17 protein-coding genes and 1 pseudogene are annotated in these 22,648 nt (G+C 66.3%); 14 read left to right on the top strand and 4 right to left on the bottom strand.

Annotation, left to right across the window (positions count from 1 at the left end):
• Window positions 1-68 precede the first annotated feature (68 nt).
• Window positions 69-818 carry a ferredoxin--NADP reductase gene (locus ACVOK1_RS13610; RefSeq protein WP_200752569.1) on the top strand — a complete coding sequence of 250 codons (750 nt, stop codon included), beginning with the start codon at window positions 69-71 and terminating at the stop codon, window positions 816-818.
• Between the two features lie 273 nt (window positions 819-1,091).
• Here ACVOK1_RS13610 and ACVOK1_RS13605 read toward each other — a convergent pair whose 3' ends face one another.
• Window positions 1,092-2,258, bottom strand: a complete 1,167-nt coding sequence (locus ACVOK1_RS13605; protein WP_481562379.1) for a lytic polysaccharide monooxygenase — start codon at window positions 2,256-2,258, stop codon at window positions 1,092-1,094.
• A gap of 135 nt (window positions 2,259-2,393) precedes the next feature.
• Here ACVOK1_RS13605 and ACVOK1_RS13600 point away from each other — a divergent pair, with 135 nt between their 5' ends.
• The 4 genes from ACVOK1_RS13600 (at window position 2,394) to ACVOK1_RS13585 (ending at window position 7,134) form a co-directional block, all read left to right on the top strand.
• Window positions 2,394-3,554: a GGDEF domain-containing protein gene (locus tag ACVOK1_RS13600; protein WP_481562378.1), complete on the top strand. Its 1,161-nt coding sequence runs from the start codon at window positions 2,394-2,396 to the stop codon at window positions 3,552-3,554.
• A 117-nt stretch (window positions 3,555-3,671) separates the two neighbouring features.
• Window positions 3,672-5,210 (top strand): alpha/beta hydrolase, encoded by a 1,539-nt coding sequence (locus tag ACVOK1_RS13595; RefSeq protein ID WP_481562377.1) that lies wholly within the window; start codon window positions 3,672-3,674, stop codon window positions 5,208-5,210.
• Window positions 5,207-5,953, top strand: coding sequence for an ABC transporter ATP-binding protein (locus tag ACVOK1_RS13590; RefSeq protein ID WP_481562376.1), 747 nt, complete (start codon window positions 5,207-5,209; stop codon window positions 5,951-5,953). The genes ACVOK1_RS13595 and ACVOK1_RS13590 overlap by 4 nt, the downstream gene beginning before the upstream one ends.
• Window positions 5,950-7,134: an ABC transporter permease gene (locus ACVOK1_RS13585; protein ID WP_481562375.1), complete on the top strand. Its 1,185-nt coding sequence runs from the start codon at window positions 5,950-5,952 to the stop codon at window positions 7,132-7,134. The genes ACVOK1_RS13590 and ACVOK1_RS13585 overlap by 4 nt, the downstream gene beginning before the upstream one ends.
• A gap of 93 nt (window positions 7,135-7,227) precedes the next feature.
• Here the strand turns inward: ACVOK1_RS13585 and ACVOK1_RS13580 are convergent, their stop codons facing one another.
• Complete coding sequence (locus ACVOK1_RS13580) at window positions 7,228-8,016, bottom strand: helix-turn-helix domain-containing protein (RefSeq protein ID WP_481562374.1); 789 nt, start codon at window positions 8,014-8,016, stop codon at window positions 7,228-7,230.
• A gap of 77 nt (window positions 8,017-8,093) precedes the next feature.
• On the opposite strand from ACVOK1_RS13580, the gene ACVOK1_RS13575 reads away from it, so the two are divergent.
• A complete protein-coding gene (locus tag ACVOK1_RS13575; protein WP_150453767.1) occupies window positions 8,094-8,348 on the top strand; it encodes a hypothetical protein in 255 nt (84 codons plus the stop codon).
• Window positions 8,349-8,425: 77 nt separating this feature from the next.
• On the opposite strand, the gene ACVOK1_RS13570 is transcribed toward ACVOK1_RS13575, so the two are convergent.
• A complete protein-coding gene (locus tag ACVOK1_RS13570) occupies window positions 8,426-9,430 on the bottom strand; it encodes an energy transducer TonB (RefSeq protein WP_481562373.1) in 1,005 nt (334 codons plus the stop codon).
• 198 nt (window positions 9,431-9,628) lie between these two features.
• Window positions 9,629-10,255: a TIGR00645 family protein gene (locus ACVOK1_RS13565; RefSeq protein ID WP_108770408.1), complete on the bottom strand. Its 627-nt coding sequence runs from the start codon at window positions 10,253-10,255 to the stop codon at window positions 9,629-9,631.
• Window positions 10,256-10,366: 111 nt separating this feature from the next.
• On the opposite strand from ACVOK1_RS13565, the gene ACVOK1_RS13560 reads away from it, so the two are divergent.
• The 8 genes and pseudogenes from ACVOK1_RS13560 (at window position 10,367) to ACVOK1_RS13525 (ending at window position 22,507) form a co-directional block, all read left to right on the top strand.
• The gene (locus ACVOK1_RS13560) at window positions 10,367-11,056 is read left to right on the top strand and encodes a glutathione binding-like protein (protein ID WP_481562372.1); all 690 of its coding nucleotides are present in this window, start codon (window positions 10,367-10,369) and stop codon (window positions 11,054-11,056) included.
• Between the two features lie 247 nt (window positions 11,057-11,303).
• Window positions 11,304-13,529 carry a S9 family peptidase gene (locus ACVOK1_RS13555; RefSeq protein ID WP_481562371.1) on the top strand — a complete coding sequence of 742 codons (2,226 nt, stop codon included), beginning with the start codon at window positions 11,304-11,306 and terminating at the stop codon, window positions 13,527-13,529.
• Between the two features lie 25 nt (window positions 13,530-13,554).
• Window positions 13,555-14,070 carry a cytochrome c oxidase assembly factor Coa1 family protein gene (locus ACVOK1_RS13550; RefSeq protein WP_481562370.1) on the top strand — a complete coding sequence of 172 codons (516 nt, stop codon included), beginning with the start codon at window positions 13,555-13,557 and terminating at the stop codon, window positions 14,068-14,070.
• 260 nt (window positions 14,071-14,330) lie between these two features.
• Window positions 14,331-14,897 carry a hypothetical protein gene (locus ACVOK1_RS13545; RefSeq protein WP_481562369.1) on the top strand — a complete coding sequence of 189 codons (567 nt, stop codon included), beginning with the start codon at window positions 14,331-14,333 and terminating at the stop codon, window positions 14,895-14,897.
• 406 nt (window positions 14,898-15,303) lie between these two features.
• Window positions 15,304-19,273 (top strand): annotated as a pseudogene (locus tag ACVOK1_RS13540) (RHS repeat-associated core domain-containing protein); the annotation flags it as partial.
• 426 nt (window positions 19,274-19,699) lie between these two features.
• Window positions 19,700-20,167, top strand: a complete 468-nt coding sequence (locus ACVOK1_RS13535; RefSeq protein ID WP_406234024.1) for a hypothetical protein — start codon at window positions 19,700-19,702, stop codon at window positions 20,165-20,167.
• A 32-nt stretch (window positions 20,168-20,199) separates the two neighbouring features.
• On the top strand, window positions 20,200-20,562 hold the full coding sequence (locus ACVOK1_RS13530) for a hypothetical protein (RefSeq protein WP_481562368.1): 363 nt from the start codon (window positions 20,200-20,202) through the stop codon (window positions 20,560-20,562).
• Between the two features lie 148 nt (window positions 20,563-20,710).
• On the top strand, window positions 20,711-22,507 hold the full coding sequence (locus ACVOK1_RS13525; RefSeq protein ID WP_481562367.1) for a DUF885 domain-containing protein: 1,797 nt from the start codon (window positions 20,711-20,713) through the stop codon (window positions 22,505-22,507).
• Window positions 22,508-22,648: the final 141 nt, after the last annotated feature.

Raw genomic sequence — 22,648 nt, 5'->3', positions numbered from 1 at the left:
GGGGCGGGGAGGGGCTATTATAGAAGACCCCGAGGGCTTGCCCCGGCTACACACTGTCCCGAAAAGTCGTGCCTGTCCAATTCCCCATCAAGCTGGTCGGCCGCCGCATGCTGGCGCCCACTGTCGGCCACTACCAGTTCGTGCGTGATGACGGCCAGCCGCTGGATTTCCAGCCCGGCCAGTTCATCCAGGTCCATTTCAGCTACGCCGATGGCACCGAAACCAAGCGCAGCTACTCGCTGGCGACCATCCATGACCACGCGCTGGGCCCGGGCGAGGCGGTGGATATCGCCGTCAGCTTCGTGCCCGGCGGCGCCGCCACGGCCCTGTTCGAGGCGCTGGACCTCGGCGGCCAGGTCAGTGCGTCCGGCCCGTACGGCCGCTTCTGCCTGAACCCCGGCGACCACAATGCCCGCTACCTGCTGATCGCCACCGGTACCGGTGTCACCCCGTACCGGTCGATGCTGCCGCTGCTGGAAACGGCCATGGCCGAGCGCGGCGTGCAGGTGGTCCTGCTGCAGGGCGCGCGCAGCCCGGGCGAGCTGCTGTACAGCGAAGATTTCTACAGCTTCGCCGAAAAGCACCCGAACTTCCGTTATGTGCCGTGCCTGTCGCGCGAACTGCCGGCCGACCCGCACCCCGACGTGCACCACGGCTACGTGCAGCAGGCCCTGGCCGGCTTCAGCCCGGACCCGGCCACCGACATCGCCTACCTGTGCGGCAACCCGGACATGGTCGATGCCTGCGCCGAGGCGCTGAAGGACGCCGGGCTGGGCAACCCGCAGATCCGCCGCGAGAAGTACGTCAGCAGCAAGTAAGGGCCCGCCACGGGCGCGGTAGTGGCCGGGGCAGGGCGGGCCCCCCCCGACCCGAACTAGCGCGGGCCGTGGGACAGAAAGGAACGGGGCCGCGCGCCCCCCCCCCCCGGCGGGGGGGGGGGGGGGGGGGGGGGGGCGCCGGGGCGGTTTCGGCCGCGGGGGTGGGCCACCCGCAGCCCCGCCGCCACAAGCCCGTCAGCCGCAAGTACGGCCCCCCCCGGGGCGGGGTTGGGCGGCCCGGGGGCGGCCACCCCACGTTCCCTATCTGCCGGCTCAGTACGGAATCCAGGCATCGCGCCAGGCCGAGCCCACGCCGGGGCGGTACGGTTCGGCGTTGATGTTGCACCACGCGCCTTCCGGGGACGGGCGGCAGGCATACAGCTTGCCGTCGCTGCCCTTCACCACGGTCTGCCCCGGCACATAGCTGCCGATGCCCGCCGGGTACACATGGTCGTAGTCGCCGCCGGGCGGATCCACCGGATCCACCGGATCCGGCACCTTGGTATCCAGCTGGAAGCGATGCCCCGGACGCAGGTACACACGGTTCTCCGTGGCCGAGGCCACCGGCGTGATCACGCCATTGCGCAGGATGCCCACGCGCGCCTGCGCAGCACTGGCGTTGACCTTGCGCGCCAGCACCAGCGGCCACTGCGTCGGCGCAGTCTGGCCGCTGGCCAGCACCACGTCCACCTGCTCCACATCGTTGCCGGCCGCGTTGAACACGCGCAGCGAGACCGTGGTACCCACCTCCAGCGCGCCGCGTGCGGTCACCGCACCGGCATCCTGCCACTGCGGCGGCGGGGTCACGTCACCGCCTTCGAAGCGCACGTCGGCACAGGTGTAGAAGGCCTCCTGCGAATCCGAACGCTGCCAGGTGTTGTAGATCACGTGCTGGCCACTGCGCTTGGGCAGCGGGCAGTCCAGCTTGTACACGCCACCTTCGGACAGCGGCACGTTGCCCAGCGTGCAGAACGCTTCCAGGTCCGACCAGCGCAGGCCGTCGCTGGCCTTCCAGCCATCGCGGGTGACATAGAACTTCCACTCGCGGGTGGCATGCGGCGCCGATCCCAGGAATTCGAAGGTATAGCGACCGTTGGCATCGGCGCGGATCGGCGACGTCGTCCAGTCGCTGCGGTCCAGGTCCAGGCCGCGGTACTTGCTGTTGCCGCCGCTGCACAGCTGGCCATCGGGCACGACTGCCTGGTGGTTGCCGTTGGCGTGGGCCTGGTTGACGCCGGCCCAGTCGTAGAACGGCTGCGCCCCCCCCACGGCCTTGGCGGCGGCGCAGGCGGGGTTGGTCGGATTCTGCGGATTGCCCTGGTAACAGGCGTAGATGCGGCTCATCGGTTTGGACAACGTGCCGTGCGCCTGCGCGCTGCCGGGCAGGAAGAGCCCTGCGGACAGCGTTGCGGCGACGGCGAGCAGGAGGCGTGTTGGCATGGGGTGCACCAACCGTTTCCATGCGAAGTGCGCCGCAACGTCCGCCTGCTGCAGGCGTGTGCGCCGCGGCCCCTGCAACAGCGGTTTCGCCAGAACGCGCTAGGATGCGAGTTACGCCCGGCTCGCACGGATCGCATGTCCCTGGATCTTCCCACCATCGGTGTACTCGGCCTGCTGCTGTGCATGGGCATCGCCACGGGCTTTTCGCTGCTGCTGGTGGTGCTGCGCGGGCAGCCGGTGCTGCGCTTGTGGACGGCCAGTCTGTGGCTGCTGACCATCGGCGTGATCCTGATGGGGCTGCGCCCCTGGCTGCCGCAGGTGCCGGCCATCCTCGGCGGCAATGCGGCCATGGCGGCCTCCAGCGTGCTGATGCTGCAGGGCATGGCGCTGCACCTGGGCAGGCCGTTGCCGCTGTGGCGCGCACTGGCCTTGGCCGGCGCGTTCATGGCCGGCATCTTCCTGTTCCTGGTGCCGTGGCCCAGCCTGGACGTGCGCCTGCACGTGTTCAGCGTGTTCGCGATCATCATCAACAGCTGGATCGCCACCCTGCTGCTGCGCCATGCGCCGCCGGCACAGCGCATCAGCTGCCGGCTGGCGGCGGCGGTGTTCCTCGCCGAAGCGGTGGTCTACGTCGTGCGCCTGTTCCTGCCGCCAGATGCCGATGCGGGCGGGGACATCATGCGTGCGGGCTCGCCGATGTTCCTCACCTACCTGGCCGGGATAATGCTGGAACTGGCGCGCTGCTTCGCGCTGGTCCTGCTGCTGCTTGAACGCCTGATGGTGGACCTGCGCCGCGCCGCGCGTACCGATGGCCTCACCGGCCTGCTCAACCGCAGCGCGGTGCTGGCCGACGGGGCTGACCAGCTGCAGCAGGTGCGCCGCCTGCAGCGGCCGCTGGCCGTGCTGCTGCTGGACGTGGACCACTTCAAGGCCATCAATGACCGTTGGGGGCATCTTGCCGGCGACCAGGTGCTGCAGCATTTCACTGGCGTGCTGGAGCACTGCGCACGCGGCCACGTGCACCTGCTCAGTCGCTATGGCGGCGAGGAATTCCTGCTGCTGCTGCCCGGCAGCGCCGGCGAAGCGGAGCGTCTGGCGACGATCATCCGTCATGCACTGCAGCAACGGCCGGCGCCGCTGGGTACCGGCCCGGTGGCAGTGACCGCCAGCATCGGCCTGGCCATGGATGACGGCCATAGCGATCTGGCCGGGCTGATCGCCCGCGCCGATGCCGCGCTGTACCGGGCCAAGGCCGAAGGCCGCGACCGCCTGGTGTCGGCTGCCGAAACGGCCTAGCGCGATTGCCCATCGCCGCCAGCGCCGGGGCCGTGTAAGTTTGTTCGAAAGTGGGTCACATCTGCCGCGGCGCTGCGTCGTGGTCGACAGGAACGTCCTCCAGGGGAATCAAGCACGATGCAAAAACACCCTTTCCGACTGGCCAGGCGATCGGCCAGCATGCTGTTTGCCGGCGCGATGCTTGCCGGCTGCAGCGCAACCGCTCCCGGTGCCGCCGACGGCAATGACACGCCGAGCCAGCGCTATGGGGCGATCGAATTCCGCCCGTGCACGCTGACCACGGTCGGCGCCAGCGCCAACGTCGAAGCCCAGTGCGGCACGCTGCAGGTGCCTGAAGACCGCGCCCATCCCGAGGGCCGCAAGATCGACCTGCGCATCGCCTGGCTGGAATCGGATGACAGCGGCAACGGCCAGCCTGACCCTGTGTTCTTCCTCGCCGGCGGCCCCGGCCAGGCGGCCAGCGAAGTGGCGGTCATCGTCGATACCGCGCTGCGCCAGGTGCGCAAGCAGCGCGATGTGTTCCTGATCGACCAGCGAGGCACCGGCGGTTCCAATCCGCTCAGCTGCCTGGGCGCGGACGGCAAGCCGCTGCAGATGGACGAGGACGCGGCGCCGAGCGAGGCGCTGCTGCGCGACTACGCGCAGCAGTGTGCGGCATCGCTGCAGGGGCGCGCCGATGCGCGCTTCTACACCACCGCCGAGGCCATCGCCGATCTGGACGCGGTGCGCCAGGCGCTGGGCGCGGACAAGCTGAACCTGGTCGGCGGCTCCTACGGCACCCGCGTGGCCCAGCGTTACGCGATCACCTACCCGCAGCACACGCGCAGCCTGGTCATCGACGGCGTCGTGCCCAACGATCTGGTGGTCGGCGGCGAGTTCGCCAACACCTTCGACAACGCCATCACCCTGCAGTCCGCGCAGTGCCGCAAGGATGCCGCCTGCAGCAAGCGCTTCCCGGTCGATACCCGCACCCAGCTGCGCAGTGTGGTCGACACCCTGCGCCGCGCACCGGTCACCGTCGATTACCGCGACCCGGGCACCAATGCGCCGCGCCAGGACGTGCTGACCCCGGACAGCGTGGTCGGCCTGGCCTTTGCCTTCTCCTACGTGCCCGAGTATTCCTCGCTGCTGCCGCTGGTGCTGGATGAAGCCGCACAGGGCCGCTACGCCCCGCTGGCTTCGCTGGCACGCGGCGCGACCCGCACCATGGATTTCCAGATCAACCGTGGCATGCAGTGGTCGGTCATCTGCAGCGAGGATGCACCGCGCTACCAGGCACCGGCCACCAGCGACGATGATCTGTTCGGCCCGGAAGCGGCGCGTGCGTTCTTCGCCGCCTGCCCGGTGTGGCCGCACCAGCCGGCTGCGGCCACGCTCACCGCACCGCTGAAGAGCGACCTGCCGGTGCTGCTGCTGTCCGGTGAAGCGGATCCGGTGACTCCGCCGCGCTATGCCGAACAGGTGCTCAAGGGCCTGCCCAACGGCCGCGCGCTGGTCGCCCGCGGCCTAGGCCACGGCACCCTCACCGCCGGCTGCATGCCGCGCCTGCTGGGCCAGTTCATCGATGCCAACGATGCCAAGGCGCTCGACGCCAGCTGCCTGGACACGCTGAGCCACGTGCCGGCGTTCACCTCGTTCAACGGATGGACCCCATGATCGTCGCCGACAACCTGCACAAGGCCTTCGACACCCGCACCGGTCGCGTCCAGGCGGTGGCCAACGTCGGCTTCCGCGCCGCCGATGGCCAGATCACCGGACTGCTCGGCCCCAACGGCGCCGGCAAGACCACCACCATGCGCATGCTCTACACGCTGATGACGCCCGACCAGGGCAGCATCACCGTCGATGGCATCGATGCCGCGCGCGACCCGATCGAGGTGCGCCGCCACCTGGGCGTGCTGCCCGATGCGCGCGGTGTCTATAAGCGCCTGACCGCGCGCGAGAACATCACCTACTTCGGCGAACTGCACGGCCTGCCGGCGCAGCGCATCCGCGAACGCATCGAAGTGCTCTCGCACGCGCTGGACATGGCCGACATCCTTGACCGCCAGACCGATGGCTTCTCGCAGGGCCAGCGCACCAAGACCGCCATCGCCCGCGCGCTGGTGCACGACCCGCGCAACGTCATCCTCGATGAACCCACCAATGGCCTGGACGTGATGACCACCCGCGCGCTGCGCCGGTTCCTGCTGGGCCTGCGCGAGGAAGGGCGCTGCGTGATCCTCTCCAGCCACATCATGCAGGAGGTGGGTGCGCTGTGTGACCACATCGTCATCATCGCCAAGGGCACCGTGATGGCCGCCGGCAGTGCCGATGAACTGCGCGCGCAGGCCGGTGAAACCAACCTGGAAGACGCGTTCGTGAAACTGATCGGCAGCGAAGAGGGCCTGCACGCATGAGCATGATGTCGACCCTGATGACGGTGATGCGCAAGGAACTGCGCGACCTCTCGCGTGACCGCCGCACCCTGGCGCTGACCCTGCTGTTCGGCCCGCTGCTGTACCCGCTGCTCATCCTGGGCATGGGCAAGCTGTCGGAAAGCCGTTTCCGCACGCAGATCGAACAGCCGCTGGACATCCCCACCATCGGTGCCGAGCACGCACCGAACCTGGTCCGCTTCCTCGCCGCGCAGGGCCTGAACACCACCGCGGCGCCGGATGACCTGGCCGAGGCGATCCGCGCCCAGGACATCGACGTGGCGCTGCGCATCAGCGCCGATTTCGGCAAGGACTGGGCTGACGGCAAGCCGGCGCTGGTGGAGGTGATCCGTGACAGCACGCGGCGTGCCGCCGAGGTGCCCACGGCGCGCCTGCAGGCGGCGCTGTCCACCTACAACGGGCAGGTGGGGGCGCTGCGCCTGATGGCCCGTGGCGTCGATGCGCAGGTCGCACGACCGCTGGACATGGCCACCCAGGACATGGCCAGCACCGAAGCCAAGCGCGGCATGATGCTGTCGATGCTGCTGCCGGTGCTGTTGACCCTGACCTCGTTCATCGGCGGCGCGTACCTGGTGATGGACACCACCGCCGGCGAACGTGAGCGGCAATCGCTGGAGCCGTTGCTGGCCACGCCCGGCTCGCGCAGCGCGATCGTCAGCGGCAAGATCGGCGCCGCCTGCGTGGTCGGGTTCGTGTCGCTGCTGCTGACACTGGTCGCGTTCAAGGTCAGCGCCCAGTTCGCCTCGGGCAACGTGGGTCGGCAGCTCAACATGAACATCCTCTCGATGGTGCAGATGCTGCTGGTGATGCTGCCGATGCTGCTGATCGGCACCTCGCTGCTGACCTACCTGTCGGCCGCGGCCAAGAGCATGAAGGAGGCACAGAGCCACATGACCTGGCTGGTGCTGATGCCGATGCTGCCGGGCTATGCGCTGATGGCCTACCCGGTGAAGAGCCAGCTGTGGCAGTACGCCGTGCCGTTCCTGTCGCAGAACCAGATGCTGCTGAAGGTGATCCGCCACGAAGTGATCACCCCGACCATCTGGGCGATCTACCTGGGCGCCAGCCTCGGCCTGGCCGCGATCCTGTGGTTCGCCGCCGTGCGCCGCTACCACCAGGAACGCCTGGCCATCTCCGGCTGATCGCAACCGGTAGCGCCGGGCCACGCCCGGCGGATGTGCAGCGAGGCCCGGTCATGCCGGGCCTCGTTGTTTTCCGATCCGCCATGACGGGCGTCACCGCACGCCATACCGCGCTGGCGTCACCCCCATCTCGCGCTTGAACACGGCAATGAACGCACTGGGCGTGTCATAGCCCATCGACAACGCGACCTCGATGACCGTTTCCCCTGCCAGCAGACGCGGCAGCGCCAGAAGCACCCGAAGGCGCTGCCGCCACTGGCCCAGCGTCATGCCTGTTTCGGCCCGCCAATGGCGGGCCAGGCTGCGGCCGGACAGCGCACTGGAAAGCGCCCAGTCTTCAACGCTGCGGTTGTCATGCGGTGCGCGCGCCAGTGCGGCGGCAATGCGCCGTAATCGACGGGCGCGCGGTTGTGGCAGCGCAAGCGGCAGGGGAATGCTGCTGCCAATCTCGTCGGCGATCACGCCCGCCAGCCTCAGCTGCGCATCCTCCAGAGCGCCATGCGGCCACTGCAGGGCGCGCGGTACAGCCGCCTGCAGCAGCACGCTGGGCTGGAATACACGCGGCGCAGCTGGCAATGCGATGCAGGCCGCAGTGCTGAAGTACAGGCTCCAACCATCGAAGGCACCGATGCTGGCGAGTGCGTGCGGCAGATCAGGCGGCACCCAGGCGACGTGGCCGGCAGGCAACAGCCAATGATGGTTACCCACTTCAATGCGCAGCAGGCCGTGGTGTGCACCCAGCAACTGTCCGCGTGCGTGCCGGTGCCGCGCGGTGCGGCGTGGTCCTGTCATTGCCAGCTGCGCGCCCAGCAGGCACGGCCCGCTGCGAGCGTCGGCCAGAGCGGGTTCAATCAAGGGTGTTCGGGTTGGCTGGTCTGCCATATCAATTGGCAGTTATACGGCAGAACGGTCGATCCGCAAGCCTGACACTGGGCGTCCATCCCCAGAGAGGACTTCCCATGAAACCGCAGGACATCCTTCCCGACCAGCAGGACGACGTGCAGGTGAACGGGCTGACCGTGCGCAAGGGCAGCGTCGGCGCCTTCCTCGCCAGCGTGCGCGACTGGCAGGATCCGACAGGCAGCGATGCCACACGTGCTGCCGCCGAGACCGATCTGCGCAGCTTGTTGCCGGCATTGCACGCGCTCGGCCTCTTCCAGGTGCTGACGGCGCGTGATCCGGCGCTGCAGCAGCTGATCGACGGCGAGCGCTGAAACAGACAAGGCCCGGATCGCTCCGGGCCTTTTGAGGGTGTCTCGCCGGGCATGGCCCGGCGCTACCGGAGGCCTGGTCAGCCGCCCGGCGCGAACACCAGGGTGCGGCGGGTGGTGACCGGGGCACCGACCGGTTCGAAGCGCCAGCGCTTTACGGCGTTCAGCGCTTCGCGGTCGAAGACGCGCGACGGCGTCGCACGCAGCACGCGGGCGTTGGTCACCGAGCCGTCGGTACCGACGGTGATTTCCATCAGCACTTCGCCCGAGGTGCCCGAGCGCAGGGCCTCGGCCGGGTAACGCGGGGCCGGGGTGCTGACTGGGCGCAGGGTTGGCGCGGCGGTCGCAGCGGCGGCGCGCGCGGCACTGGCCTGCTGGGCCGCGGCCTGCTGCTGCTTCTGTTCGGCATCGCGACGCGCGGCGGCCTGGCGTTCGGCGTCCTGGCGCTCGCTGTCGCGGCGGGCCGCGTCCTGCTGGGCGGCAATCTGCTTGGCCGCGTCGGCTTCCTTGGCGCGCTGCTCGGCCAGGCGCTGCTGTTCAACCAGCTGCTTGGCGCGGTCCTCGGCGTCCTTCTTGACCTTGGCGGTCTCGTCCTCGGTGCGCTTGGCGGCCACCTGCACGCTCCTGGTCAGACCTTCCTTCAGGCGCGGCAGGGCCGGCGCGGATGGGTCGACCTTCTCGATCAGGGCCACCAGGCGCTGGGCTTCGGCGAAGTCCTCGCGGCCCAGGTGCTGCTCGGCGGCAATCAGGGTGTAGGGCAGCAGGTCGGTCAGCGCGCTCTTCACCGAGGCGTCGTCCGGCGTCTTGTCACGCAGGGCGAGGTAGTACTCGATGGCGTTGTCGCCGGCCGGCGCGTACATGCGGTTCTCGGCCAGGGCACGGCTGGCCGAATCGCGCAGCTGTTCGGTGCCCATCGACTGCACCTTGGCCGCCACGGCCGGTGCGGCAGGCGTGCTGGCGGGTGCGGCAGCCCCTTCGGCGGCCGGTGCCGGTGTTTCTTCCTTGCCCGAACAGGCAGCCAGTGCCAGTGCCAGGGCAACCGGCATCCACCGGCGCGCGGCAGCGATCGTTGTGACGTGCGACATCCTGCTCCCCTTTAGAAGACGACGTTACGTAAGCCGTGTATCTGCATGGCCGGGACCGGGGTCCGGGCGTGGCGGCTGGCGTTTCCCGACGCCGCCGCCGGCAACGGCGAGGGTGCAATCTAGCATCCCGCCGACCCTTGCGTACAAGGGCGGGCCAGAGGCGATGACGACATCAGGTGTCGCCATCGCCTCGTCAGGTCAATGCTCGGCGGTCTTGCCGTGGCTGTCGGCCTTGTCGTGGCCACCGGACATCAGCTTGTCGGTCCAGGCGATGCCGATCGCCGACAGGATGAACACGCAGTGGATGATGGTCTGCCACAGCACGCCGTCGGCGGTGAGGGTGGCGCAGGTCTGCTCGCCGATGTTGGCGGCAGCGGTGGCCATGCGCTCCGGCGGGCACAGCGGAATGCCGCCCAGCGCGCCGGTACCGATGAACGTCTTCAGCAGGTGGATCGAGGAGATGCCGATGATCGCCATCGCCAGCTTCACCTTCAGCACGCTGGCGTTGACGTGGCTCAGCCACTCCGGCTGGTCCGGGTGGCCTTCCAGGCGCAGACGCGACACGAAGGTCTCGTAACCGCCCACGATCACCATCACCAGCAGGTTGGAAATCATCACCACGTCGATCAGGCCCAGCACGATCAGCATGATCTGCTGCTCGCCCATCGAGGCCGAATGCGAAATCAGGTGCCACAGTTCCTTGCCGAACAGGAACACATAGACGCACTGCGCCACGATCAGGCCCAGGTACAGCGGCAGCTGCAGCCAGCGCGAGGCGAAGATCAGGTTGGACAGCGGGGAGGGCGGCAGGCGGTTTGCACTCATGCGGGGGATGCTGCGTTTCGAGGGAGAGGCGAGGTTACCGGGCCACCATGACGGTGCCAAGCCAACTCACGCACTAGACTTCAGGTTCCTTCCGAACCCCGAGCCGACGCCATGATCGACCTGTATTACTGGCCCACCCCCAACGGCCACAAAGTCACCCTGCTGCTGGAGGAAGCCGGCCTGGAATACCGCATCCACCCGGTCAACATCGGCTCGGGTGACCAGTTCAAGCCGGAATTCCTGGCCATTTCGCCCAACAACAAGATGCCGGCCATCGTCGACCATGCCCCGGCCGATGGCGGCGCCCCGCAGAGCGTGTTCGAATCCGGCGCGATCCTGCTGTACCTGGCCGAAAAGACCGGCCAGTTCCTGCCCAGCGACCCGCGCGGCCGCGTCACCACCCTGGAATGGCTGTTCTGGCAGATGGCCGGGCTGGGCCCGATGAGCGGCCAGATGGGCCACTTTAATGTCTATGCTCCGGAAAAGATTCCCTACGCTGTCGAGCGCTATGACAACGAAGTGCGCCGCCTGCACGGGGTGATGGACAAGCGCCTGGCCGATCACGCCTTCCTGGCGGGTGATGAATACACCATCGCCGACATGGCCAGCTACCCGTGGATTGGCGCTTACGACAAGATTCCGGTCGATTTCGCCGCCTTCCCGAACCTGAAGCGCTGGCACGACGCCATTGCCGCGCGCCCGGCCACCCAGCGCGCCTATGCCCTGAGCAAGCAGGTGAACCCCAACGCCGGCAAGCCGATGAGCGAGGAAGAGCGCAAGCTCCTGTTCGGCCAGCGCTGACCAGCCCAGGGGCGGCATCATCCACGCATGGCGTGGATCTACTGGTGGTGGATGCCGACCAGCCCGGGGTCGGATCCCTTTGCCACGCAAAGGGCTCTGACCCCGGCGACGGTAGGTGCCGACCGTTGGTCGGCACGGCGCCATGGGCAGAAGGTCATGCTGCCTTCGCAGACCGGCTTGGTTAGGATGGGGGTACGACCGCTGCGCGCCTGGCGCGTGACGGACCTGCCGTTTGCCGGGACCTTCCATGCGCCATCTGTTCGCCTCGCTCGCCCTCATGCTCGCCACCACCACTGCCGCCCACGCTGAAAAACTCACCCTGGAAGCCATCACCGGCCCGCTGCCGCTGTCCGGCCCGACCCTGATGAAGCCCAAGGTGGCCCCGGACGGCTCGCGCGTCACCTTCCTGCGCGGCAAGGACAGCGACCGCAACCAGCTGGACCTGTGGAGCTACGACATCGGCAGCGGCCAGACCCGCCTGCTGGTCGATTCGAAGGTGGTGCTGCCCGGCACCGAAACCCTCAGCGATGAAGAGAAGGCCCGCCGCGAGCGCCAGCGCATCGCCGCGATGACCGGCATCGTCGATTACCAGTGGTCGCCGGACGCGCAGCGCCTGCTGTTCCCGCTGGGCGGCGAGCTGTACCTGTACGACCTGAAGCAGCAGGGCGCAGCGGCCGTGCGCCAGCTGACCCACGGCGAAGGCTTCGCCACCGATGCCAAGCTGTCGCCCAAGGGCGGCTTCGTCAGCTTCATCCGCGGCCGCAACCTGTGGGTGATCGACCTGGCCAGCGGCAAGCAGCTGCAGCTGACCACCGACGGCAGCGCGACCATCGGCAACGGCGTGGCCGAGTTTGTCGCCGATGAGGAAATGGACCGCCACACCGGCTACTGGTGGGCGCCGGATGATTCGGCCATTGCCTTCGCCCGTATCGACGAAGCGCCGGTGCCGGTGCAGAAGCGCTACGAGGTCTATGCCGACCGCACCGATGTGGTCGAACAGCGCTACCCGGCTGCCGGCGATGCCAACGTGCGCGTGCAGCTGGGCGTGATCGCGCCGGCCGCCGCCGCCACGCCGCGCTGGATCGACCTCGGCAAGGAACAGGACATCTACCTGGCCCGCGTCGACTGGCGCGATGCCAAGCGCGTCACCTACCAGCGCCAGTCGCGCGACCAGAAGCTGCTGGACCTGGTGGAAGTGGACCTGGCCGCCAACGGCACGCGCATGCTGGCGCACGAGACCAGCCCGACCTGGGTGCCGCTGCACAACAGCCTGCGTTTCCTCGATGACGGCAGCGTGCTGTGGTCGTCCGAGCGCACCGGTTTCCAGCACCTGTACCGCATCGATGCCCAGGGCAAGACCACCGCGCTGACCCACGGTGACTGGTCGGTGGATGAGCTGCTGGCGGTCGACGAAAAGGCCGGCAATGCCTACTTCCGTGCCGGCATCGATTCGGCGCGCGAAAGCCAGATCTACGCCGTGTCGCTGCAGGGTGGCCAGCCGCAGCGCCTGTCCCAGGCGCCGGGCATGCACACCGCCAGCTTCGCGCGCAACGCCAGCGTCTACGTAGACACCTGGTCCAACAGCACCACGCCGCCGCAGATCGAACTGTTCCGTGCCAACGGCGAGAAGATCGCCACCCTGCTCGAGAACGACCTGGCCGATCCCAAGCACCCGTACGCGCGCTACCGCGACGCGCAGCGCCCGATCGAGTTCGGCACGCTCACCGCCGCCGACGGCAAGACCCCGCTGAACTACAGCATCATCAAGCCGGCCGGCTTCGACCCGTCCAAGCGCTACCCGGTGGTGGTGTACGTGTATGGCGGCCCGGCCAGCCAGACCGTCACCGACAGCTGGCCCGGCCGTGGCGACCACCTGTTCAACCAGTACCTGGCGCAGCAGGGCTACGTGGTGTTCTCGCTGGACAACCGCGGCACCCCGCGCCGCGGCCGTGATTTCGGTGGCGCGCTGTACGGCAAGCAGGGCACGGTGGAAGTGGCTGACCAGCTGCGTGGCGTGGCCTGGCTGAAGCAGCAGCCGTGGGTGGACCCGGCGCGCATCGGCGTGCAGGGCTGGTCCAACGGCGGCTACATGACCCTGATGCTGCTGGCCAAGGCATCGGACAGCTATGCCTGCGGCGTGGCCGGCGCACCGGTCACCGACTGGGGCCTGTACGACAGCCACTACGCCGAACGCTACATGGACCTGCCCAAGCGCAATGAAGCCGGCTACCGCGAAGCGCGCGTGCTCACCCACATCGAGGGCCTGCGTTCGCCGCTGCTGCTGATCCACGGCATGGCCGACGACAACGTGCTGTTCACCAATTCGACCAGCCTGATGAGCGCGCTGCAGAAGCGTGGCCAGCCGTTTGAACTGATGACCTACCCCGGCGCCAAGCACGGCCTGTCCGGTGCCGATGCACTGCACCGCTACCGCATCGCCGAGGCCTTCCTGGACCGCTGCCTGAAGCCCTGACAGACCCACGGGAAGGAGCCCGCCGATGCATGTGCCACCGCCGATCCCCGGCCACCGCGCTGCCAGCCCTGGCTGGTGGCGCCGTCACTGGCGCTGGGCCATGCCGCTGTCGGTGGTGCTGTTCCTGGGCGCGCTGTGCGGCATGATCGCCTGGAGCGTGCTGCGCTGGAGCGAGGCCGCACACGAAAGCCCGCCGATGCGCGAAGCAATGCGCCGCGCCGCCTGCAGCATCGAACTGGTGCAGGTGCTCGGTGAGCCGCTGCGTGCCGAGGCGATGCCGCTGGGCAGCATGCAGACGGCCTACGACGGCCGGCGCGATGTCGCCCTCACCGTGGCCCTGGATGGGCCGCAGGGGCAGGGGCGGTTGTTCGTGACCGGCATCCGCCGCGACGACGTGTGGGACTACCCGGTGATGTACGTGCTGGGAGAGGACAAGCAGACCTTCGACCTGACCGCGCTGGATGATGCAGAAGCCGCAGGCGAGTGCGCGCTGCAGGAATGTCGCGAACGCGGTGGGTGCAGCGAAGGGATGGCGTTGTGACTTCGTTTGAAGCGGCGGGGGTAGCGTCGACTGTCAGTCGACGGTCGCGCGCAGTGCGGGGTTCTCGGCTTGCTGGACGTGTCGTGAGCGGAACTCCTGCATCGGTGCGCACCGCTGGGGAGTAACCCCCGCGACCCATCCCTCGCAAGGGCTGTCGCGGTTGACCATTGCGACTTTGCCCGCATTCCTCTAGAGATTGATCGAGACGTATCGTGCTGCCCGGGGCAGCCGACGTCCATCCTGTCCCGGAGGTCCATGCAATGCGAAGAGGATCGATCAGAGTGCTGGCGGCGTTGCTGCTCTACGCGCCGGTATGGCTCTCGCAGGCCATGGCCGCTGAGCCATTCGTGGAGGCGCTTGCCGATACATCGGTGGTCGAGGCAGAGCAGCGTCTGCGCGCGGGTGGCGACGCAGTGGAATGGGTGCGTCGGGTTCGAGTGAATGAGGCTGCGTTGGCCGCAGACGAGATTACCGTCAATCTGTATGACGTTGTTCTCCACCTTGTCCGCGATCCTGCCGTCCCTTTGTTCGAAACCGCGGAAGAGGTTATCTACCGACCCGATGGGGCGCAGGGCATTCATCGCGAAGTTGTCGCGATGTCCAGCGTGCAATGGACGGGAATGGTCAAAAGCACGTCCCCGGATGCGAACCCAACGCCCATGCAGCCGCAGCGCATAAGCATCAGTTTGAATGCCTCGGGCGCACGCGCGGGATTCAGGCACGGCGTCTGGCGCTATACCCTCGACGGCGATCAGCTGGTGAAGCGCGATACGCGCCGCGCCGTTTTCGATGAGCGCGATGATGTAAGGGACCGGCGGCCGGATTGATCGGCTCCGGCAGGTGCCAACCTTGGTTGCCCCCCGAAAACCGCCCACCGAGGTGGGCATCTACCAGAGCGGTCGCTCGCCCCGGCCCGCGAGCCGGTTAGGCGGCCCGCCCAGAGCAGTCGACTCCATCTGCTGAGCTCTGTCGCTTTGTGCACGATGAACTACAGCCCGCAGCGCCAAGCGAATGCTGGATGGCCAGCGATTACGTGCGCCAGTCCTCAAAATACCCCGAAACTTCATCCGACCCAGGGCTGCTGTCTTGAACCAGCAACCGATGCGAGGGATAACGAGCGCGTGCGGTCACGCCGCATTTCGAGGTCAGGGACGATCCGATGTCAGACGTAGCGGGACACCCGCATCACGTTGCTCCCGGCCGACGCACGTTCGCCCAGCAAGGAGAACAGGGATGTTGAATGCACCGGAGACGTCATTTCGCAAAGCGCTGGTTGTCTTCCTGCTGGGCGGCATGGCTCCGTTGGCTGCACATGCACAGGAAGTCCAGAAGAAGTGGGACAGCTATCTGTCACTGGGACAGAGCCGCGCCACCGAAGCCGCAGTGCAACAGGATATCAAGACATTCTTTGCCCACTTTGAGGACGACAAACCGTTCAACTGGGAGGTCAAGAGACAGCGGGTGCAGGCAAACAAGACGGTGTACGACTATAGGGTAAAACCCGAGCGTATCGTCACCACTGACTGGGTCTATACCTACGCTGATCAGGAATACGCAGAAGAGGATGCTGTGCGTACGGCTATCCTTAACGATCGGGCGAGTGATCCGCAATGCGCGGCCACAACACTGGTCGAGGATGAGTGGACCGAGATTGGCGGCATTGGGCGTGGCGATGATGGAAGTGTCACGCACGCAGAGAAGAAGTTCCATTACACAACCAATCACTACTTCGCTGGTACCCAGGAGTGCACGGCGATGCGAGGCTGGCTGAGTGCCCAACGCGACAGGAGCGCAAAGTGCCCGAACGGCTTTGCCATGTTATGGGACGAGTCCATCCAGATGTGTTCGATTGCGGAGCAGGATGAGCCCGCAACGGCATCCGTGCTGGCCTATACCAGTACGCCACTTCCTCCCCAGCAGTGCCCGGTAGGTAATCCTTGCGACCCGACAACGGGTGACAAATCGCAGCCAGAGCTTGACTTCGATTTTGGCTGGGTCAGCTTCCGTCGCCACTACCATTCCCTTACCAGCACCGCAGGCGGGGCACTGGGCACCGGCTGGACGCATTCGCACAACATCCGGCTGACGGCCGCAACAGACGATTCGACCTTCCCGCCCAGTATGGAATTGAAGGTTGGACTGATCGAGGAGGACGGTGGACAGGTTGCCTTCCAGAAGGTGGGCACGCAGTACGAAGCCATGGATGGCAGCGGTGACCGTGCCGTGCAACAGGGGAGCACCTGGCTGCTGTCTCGCGCAGACGAGCGCATCCTGTTCGATGCGTCGGGTCGCATGCAGCGTCGTGACAACGAAGATGGCACCGCGCTGACCTATGCTTATGATGGCCAAGGGCGGCTGCAGACCATCACGCATTCGACGGGACGCCAACTGGAGTTTCACCACGCCGTCCCGTTTGATGATTCGCTCATTTCGTCACTCTCGATCTCTGGGCAGACCGTAGCAAGCTATGGGTATGCCGCTGAGGGGCAGCTCACCACCGCTACGTATGCCGACGGTGGAATGCGCACGTATCACTATGAAGACGCACGCTTCCCGGCACATCTCACCGGTGTCACCGCAGAGGACAGCCGTCGCTACAGTTGGTTCGGCTACGACGCAAAGGGCCGGGTCACCTGCAGCCGCCACTCGGGTGACTGCACCTCGACAGATGTCGGTATTGATGGTGTCAGGCTTGACTACACGTCCGCAGGCCCCGTGGTCGTCACCGATGCCCTCGGGCAGCAGACGACCTATGGACTGACCAGCGGTGGCGCCGACACCTTGCCGCGCAAGGTCAATGGCATCACAGACAGCAATGGTACGGTCGGGCATACCTATCTGCCGGACGGCACTGATTTTCGCCGGCGCCTGCAGTCGTCCACGGATCGCCGCGGAACAGTCACCCAATACGCGTACTCCGAAGCAACGGACCCTGTGGCCGGCGCGGTATCTGTGAAGGCCATTACGGAGGCTGCTGGAGCGCCAGAGCAGCGCATCAGCGAGAAGCGCGTCGCGCTGGACAGCAATCGCCTTGTGCAGCAGACCATAGGTAATCAGGAAATCCGAGTCACCCGCAACACTCGTCTGCAGCCCACAACGATTACCGTACGCGACACCGCCGCCAACCAGGCTCGCACCACCACCCTGAGCTACTGCGAAGCAGTCAGCACGGACTGCCCGCAGGTGGGACTTCTGCGTAGCATCGACGGCGCGCGCATTGATGTAGCCGACGTCACCAGTTACGCCTACTATGCGGCCGATGACGCCGGATGGCGAGCAACGGTGTATGCAGGTACCGCAAGGGAGATCTGCGCAGTGTGACCAATGCGCTTGGCCAACTGGTAGAGACGCTTGCCTACGACGCATACGGACGTCCGCTTTCGCTCAAGGACGCCAATGGCGTAGTCCCGGATTACAGCTACCACGCTCGAGGTTGGCCAACGTCGGTGATCGTTCGCGGCGCCACCACTGCCGAGGATCGGTCAACCCAGATCAGCTATTGGCCCACTGGTCAGGTCCAACAGATCACCGAGCCCGATGGCGCGAGCGTCACCTACGTTTACGATGCCGCCCAGCGCTTGACGGACATCGAAGACAGTGCAGGCAATACCATTCATTACACGCTGGACAATGCTGGGAATCGCCTGAAGGAAGAAACGGCGGATACTGGCGGAACACTTCGTCGTACCCTTGCGCGGACATTCAACACGCTCGGCCAGCTCAGCGTCCTGAAGGATGCCAGTAACAATGCCACTGGCTTCAGCTACGATGCCAATGGCAACCCGCAGTCGATCACTGATGCCCTGCAGCGTGTCACCAGCCAGCAGTACGATCCGCTCAATCGCCTGGCACTGACCCTGCAGGATGTGGGCGGTGTGGAGGCGGAGATCCGAAGCCACTACAACGCTTTGGACCAGGTTACCCAGGTAACGGACCCGAAGGGTCTTCACACCACCTATGCGTACAACGGCTTCGGCGACCTGACCGCACAGGTCAGCCCGGACAGCGGCAGTACCGGTTTCACCGTGGACAGTGCAGGCAATCGCAAGACCCTCACCGACGCGCGTGGCATTACCGCCACTTACAGCTACGACGCACTCAATCGTCTGGTGGGTGTGGCTTACCCCGACCCCAACATGGATGTGGGCTATCACTACGACGTGGCCCCGGCGGTGTGTGCAAGCGACGAGCGCTTTGCGAAGGGCCGGTTGTCCGAAGTGCTGCACGACGGTGGGCGCACGGTCTACTGCCATGATCGCTTCGGTCAGATCACCCGCAAGGTGCAGACCGTGAATGGCGTCGCCAGCACCTTGCGCTACGCGTACAACAAGTCCGGTCGCCTCGCATCGCTAACTTATCCGGTTCAGCCCTGCTTGCGAAGTACGCCTATGACACGCTGGGTCGCCTGACCCAGACCCAGGACGGTGCAACGGCCACGCCGATCGAAACCTACGGCTATGACGCCACCGGAAATCGCACCTCGCTGACCACCGCGGCGGGTACCTCGACCTACAGCTATCCAGCGGACAGCCATCATCTGGTGGCGGTGGGCGGCGAAGCGCGTGGCCATGATGCTGCAGGCAACACGACCAGCATTGGTGGCAAGGCCTTCACCTACAACGACGCCAATCGCATGAACGCGGTCAAGCTGGGTGGGGCGGTGGCCGAACGCTATGGCTACAACCATCGCGGCGAGCGCGTGCTGCGCGCGCCCGAAGGCGGGGATGCGCAGATCACGGTCTACGACGAAGCCGGGCAGTGGCTGGGCAACTACTCGGCTGCGGGTCAGGCCCAGCAGCAGGCGATCTGGCTGGATAACTACCCGGTGGCGTTGATCAATGTGGTGGCAGCTGGCGTGCCTGAGCTTGCTTACGTCCAGCCCGATCACCTGGGTACGCCGCGCGTGGTGATCGATGCGGTGCGGGATGTGGCGATCTGGGAGTGGAGCAACAAGAGCGAGGTGTTTGGCGACCAGGCACCAGCCAATGATCCTGATGGAGATGGTGTGGCGTTCGAACTGGCGCTACGTTTCCCGGGGCAGCAGGCGACGGATGCGAGTGGGATGTTCTACAACTACCAGCGGGAGTATGACCCGGTGGTGGGTAGGTACTCGCAGAGTGACCCAATTGGGTTGGCCGGTGGATTGAACTCATACTTGTACGTAGACGCTGCTCCAATCGCTTATTCCGATCCTTTGGGGCTGTGCCCTGCATGCCTTCTCGCGCGCCCGCCCGTTGTTGTTCGGGGGCCGGGCAATTCCGGTAGGGGAGCGGGTGTCAGCGCAGGAGGCGGTAGGTCTCATCCTTGGTATGGCAGACCGCAGCAGAAGATTTCTCCCAAAGGAGGAAAGCCAAAAAACGACATACCTTCCTGGGCGCGCGGAACAGGTCCAAGGAATGGCGAAACGCCAGTTCAGTACGCGGAACGGGTTTGTAAGGAATTTGGTCAAGATCCAGGGAAAGGGCAGGGCTCAAATCTTAGCAAGCTAAAAAAGTTTGCAGAAACGCACTTTACACCGAGTGGTGATAAGCCTAGTTTTCTGGATGAATTTTTCTTCAACTTCAGCCAGGATCCTCTGATGGAATATGTGCCGGAGGATCTTAGAGTGGACGGGGAGGTTTAAGGGACAATGGCAGATATCTATCCGGTTGGAGTTTCTGCCGGCAAGAGCATCGTTTGGTTTGCATGGGTGTCAGATGAGCATGATCATCTGATGTCAATTGATGGAGCGGCTATTCGCGCTTTCAGTCGGGATGATCTGGATCTGGCTGTCGCGACTGCTGGAGGTGCTCTGGACTGGGAGGGCGAGTCAATGTTTGATGTTGATTCGTTGATGTCTTCAGCTCGCTCGGGTGTCGGGGTCGAACCTGAGACGGTCATCAATTTCTGGAATTTCATGACGGATCTCTTCAGAGTCGTTGAAAATGATCCGATGGAGATTTTTCATTCTGAGTTGATTGATACGTATGACGTGTTTTTTTCGCATTGCGGGATTGCCGGAGCAATCGGGCTGGAGTCAGCTTCCATATCAAGGCGGGATCTCGATGCATTGCTGATCGTCCTGCGTGATGGATTGCAGATGGTGATCAACCGTTAGTTGGACACTTGTTCGTTCGTATTGGAGTCTCCGTGGCGCGCCTCCTGACCTTCACCTGCCCGTTTTGTGGAGCGTCCGGCCAGCGCTTTCCCCTGCGTTCGGCAGACAAGCGCCAGGCGCAGACACCGTGTGCCGGGTGTGGCGTCGTCCTGCGGTCTGACCCACCGTTGGGCATCCACTCGCTCTATCTGGTGTGCACGCAGATCCTGCTGATGCTGGCGGCGTTGCCCTTGATCTGGGCGATTGCAAAGGGTGCATGGGTCTGGGTGGGAATGATCTGGCTGGTGCTGTATGTGCTGGATTGGTTCCTCGGCGCAGTCAGGCACGCACGAAGCCCGATCGTGCGTGCCGTGCGGGATCCCAACTACAGCTACGCGCGCAGGCCGGCCAGGTAGAGGCCAACCTTGGTTGGCCCCCTGAAAGCCGCCCACCAAGGTGGGCATCTACCCGAACGGTTGCTGCCTGCCCGCCCATGACCTCCAGCCGATTGTCGCCATCGCCGTGAGCGCGTAAGTTGCGGACAACCCTTTCCCGGAGTGTCCCATGAAGCCGATCGCGCTCGCCGTTGCCCTGGCCCTGACCGCCGCCCCGCTGCTGTCCGCCCCGCCGGCCCTGGCCGCGCCGGCTGCCAAGGCCGCCACGCCGGCCAGCCCGGCCTGGGTCGCCCGCAGCAATGCGCTGGCGCAGATCCTGCTGGATGCGCAGGGTCCGTTCCAGCCGGAAGAGACCGGCTTCTTCGGCGCGCCCGGCTATGACGACAAGGTGGCCGACCTTGGCCCCGACAACGGCAAGCGCTACCGCGCGGCGATCGCCAAGGCCCGCGATGAGCTGAAGGCGAAGCTGGCCACCGAGAAGGATGCCAACGTCCGCCAGGACCTGGCGATCATGATCCACGCCGCTGACCAGAACATCGAAGGCAGCACGCTCAACGAGAAGTACCTGCTGCCGTGGAGCGATGCGCCGCAGACGGTGTTCAGCGGCCTCAACCTGCTGCTGTCCGACCAGGTGCCGGCCGAGCGCCGGGCCAAGGCGCTCGACCGCCTCAAGGCGTATGCCGGCCTGCAGCCGGGCGGCACCGCGTTCACCACGCTGGCCCGCCAGCGCTACGAAGAACGCCTGAAGGACAACACGCTGCTGCAGCCGACGAAGATCGAAGTGCAGCAGTCGCTGGACAACGTCGAGACCTACATCACCGGCATCGAGTCGCTGCTGAAGAAGTACCAGATTGCCGGCGCCGATGTGGCGATGACGGCCCTCGCCGGGCAGATGAAGGACTACGCCGCCTGGACCCGCAAGGAAGTGCTGCCGAAGGCGCGCACCGACGCACGCCTGCCGGCCCCGCTGTATGCGTTCCAGCTCAAGCAGGTCGGCATCGACATCGACCCGAAGCTGCTGATGCAGCGCGCCCAGCTGGAATTCATGGAAACCCGCTCGGCGATGCAGCAGCTGGCACCGCTGGTGGCGAAGGAGAAGGGCCTGAAGGTCGCCGACCCGAGCGACCCGGTGGCGGTGATCCGCGCGCTGAAGGCCGACAAGATCGCCGACGACCAGCTGGAAGGTCACTACCGCAAGGTGATCGACGCGATCGATCCGCTGATCCGCGAACACGGCATCGTCGACGTGCCCAAGCGCGCCATGCAGATGCGCCTGGGTTCGGCGGCGGAAAGCGCGGCCAGCCCGGCCCCGCACTTCCTGCCGGCGCCGCTGGTCAACAACACCGGGCAGCAGGGCACCTTCGTGCTGCCGCTGGGCAATCCGGCCGCGGGCCCGGGCGCGCAGTACGACGATTTCAACTTCGGCTCGGCGGCGTGGACGCTGAGTGCGCATGAAGGTCGCCCCGGCCACGAGCTGCAGTTCACCGCGATGGTCGAGCGTGGCGTGTCGCTGGCGCGCACGATGTTCGCGTTCAATTCGGTGAACGTGGAAGGCTGGGCGCTGTACGCCGAGGCCGAGATGGTGCCGTACGAGCCGCTGGACGGGCAGATGATCGCGCTGCAGTTCCGCCTGCTGCGCGCGGCCCGCGCCATGCTCGACCCGATGCTCAACCTGGGCCTGACCGATCGCGCCAACGGCGAGCGCGTGCTGATGGAGCAGGTGGGCCTGTCCAAGGCGATGGCCACCCAGGAACTGGACCGCTACACCGTGCGCATGCCGGGCCAGGCGGGCAGCTACTTCTACGGTTACACCCGCATCCTGGAACTGCGCATGCAGACCGAGCTGGCGCTGGGCGCGAAGTTCGACCGCCTGGCGTTCAACAACTTCCTGCTCGACCAGGGCCTGCTGCCGCCGGATCAGCTGGCTGAAGCGGTGCAGCAGCAGTTCGTGCCGAAGTACCGGTAGCGGGCGGGGGGGGGGGGGGGGCCGGCGGCGGGCGGGGGGGGGGGCGGCGGCCGCGGGGGGGGGGGGGTGGGGGGGGGCGGCGGGGCCGGGCGGGGGGGGGGGGGGGGGGGGGGGGGGGTGGGGGGGGGGGGGGGGGGGGGG

This window comes from Stenotrophomonas sp. STEN087 (assembly GCF_056759115.1).
The sequence above is the reverse complement of the archived record's forward strand: the minus strand, read 5'-3'. Positions and strand labels throughout refer to the sequence as shown.